The sequence below is a fragment of the Pseudomonas sp. NPDC098747 genome (assembly GCF_044760045.1).
Lineage (GTDB): Bacteria > Pseudomonadota > Gammaproteobacteria > Pseudomonadales > Pseudomonadaceae > Aquipseudomonas.
In genome coordinates this window covers 28640-30167 of the sequence record NZ_JBIWAL010000061.1, presented here as the reverse complement: position 1 = coordinate 30167, position 1528 = coordinate 28640, and the positions used below count along the sequence as shown (strand labels likewise).

Annotated in this window: 1 protein-coding gene and 2 pseudogenes; all 3 read left to right on the top strand. The window is 52.6% G+C overall.

Annotated elements, in window-relative coordinates:
- Positions 1-544: pseudogene (locus tag ACIQVE_RS25305) on the top strand (trigger factor); the annotation flags it as partial.
- A gap of 92 nt (positions 545-636) precedes the next feature.
- A complete protein-coding gene (gene clpP, locus ACIQVE_RS25300; protein ID WP_042559948.1) occupies positions 637-1272 on the top strand; it encodes an ATP-dependent Clp endopeptidase proteolytic subunit ClpP in 636 nt (211 codons plus the stop codon).
- Between the two features lie 113 nt (positions 1273-1385).
- Positions 1386-1496: pseudogene (locus ACIQVE_RS25295) on the top strand (ClpX C4-type zinc finger protein); the annotation flags it as partial.
- Between the last annotated feature and the right edge of the window lie 32 nt (positions 1497-1528).

The following is a 1528-nucleotide window of genomic DNA, read 5'->3' as shown; positions in this document are numbered from 1 at the left end:
CGGTATCAATGAAAGCGGCATCGACGGTTTCCGCACCTAAGTTCGCAAGAACATGGAGCGTGAACTGCGTCAGGCGATCAAATCCAAGGTCAAAAATCAGGTAATGGACGGTCTGCTGACCACCAACCCGATCGAAGTGCCAAAGGCTCTGCTGTCCAACGAAGTCGACCGTCTGCGCGTGCAGGCTGTTCAGCAGTTCGGTGGCAACATCAAGCCTGACCAACTGCCGGCCGAGCTGTTCGAAGAACAAGCCAAGCGCCGCGTCGTGCTGGGTCTGATCGTGGCTGAAGTGGTCAAGCAGTTCGACCTCAAGCCTGACGAAGCCCGCGTACGCGAAATGATTCAGGAAATGGCTTCCGCTTACCAAGAGCCTGAGCAGGTTGTGTCCTGGTACTACAAGAACGACCAGCAGCTGAACGAAGTTCGTTCGGTTGTGCTGGAAGAACAAGTTGTGGATACTGTTCTGCAGAAAGCTAGCGTGACCGACAAATCGGTCTCTTACGAAGAAGCGGTCAAGCCGGTAGAAGCTCCAACAGCCGACTGATTGTTTTTGCGTTAAGAAGTGCTCACATAAGCCAGCTCTCGAGCTGGCTTATGCGTATTCAAGACATAACTATTTGGGAGTGACTGCAGAGCATGTTCCGTAATTCGTATATTCAGCAGAACTCTGATATCCAGGCCGCAGGCGGCCTGGTTCCGATGGTTGTCGAGCAATCTGCTCGTGGCGAACGCGCCTATGACATCTACTCGCGCCTGCTCAAGGAACGAGTGATCTTTCTGGTTGGTCCGGTAGAGGACTACATGGCCAACCTGATCTGCGCGCAACTGCTGTTCCTTGAAGCGGAAAACCCGGACAAGGACATCCATCTCTATATCAACTCCCCGGGCGGTTCGGTGACAGCGGGCATGTCGATCTACGACACCATGCAGTTCATCAAACCCAACGTATCGACCACTTGCATCGGTCAGGCTTGCAGCATGGGTGCTTTCCTGCTGACCGCAGGTGCTCCAGGCAAGCGTTTCTGCCTGCCGAACTCGCGTGTGATGATTCACCAGCCACTGGGCGGTTTCCAGGGCCAGGCATCGGATATCGAAATCCATGCCAAGGAAATCCTCTTCATTCGCGAGCGTCTGAACACGTTGATGGCCAAGCACAGCGGTCACACTCTGGAAGAAATCGAGCGTGATACCAACCGCGATAACTTCATGAGTGCAGAAGCTGCGAAGGCATATGGCTTGATCGACGAAGTGATCAACCAGCGCCCAGCTTAAAAATAAGCAGCTCAAAATAGGCTTGGTCGGCTTGTCTGATCAGCGGCGGGCTTGAAAAAGCCCGCAATAGCCTTCATCTTGTGTTGCAAGCCTATCGGATTTGGATCGAACGAATGACTGACACCCGCAACGGCGAGGACAACGGCAAGCTGCTCTATTGCTCCTTCTGTGGCAAAATCCAGAATGAATTTCTAAAATTGATTGCCGGCCCCTCTGTATTTATCTGAGTATTGTGCTTCTAGTTTTGCTTTTAATT

Coding starts and splice junctions, on each gene's coding strand:
- clpP (WP_042559948.1), top strand. CDS start 637: ATGTTCCGTAATTCGTATATTCAGCAGAACTCTGATATCCAGGCCGCA.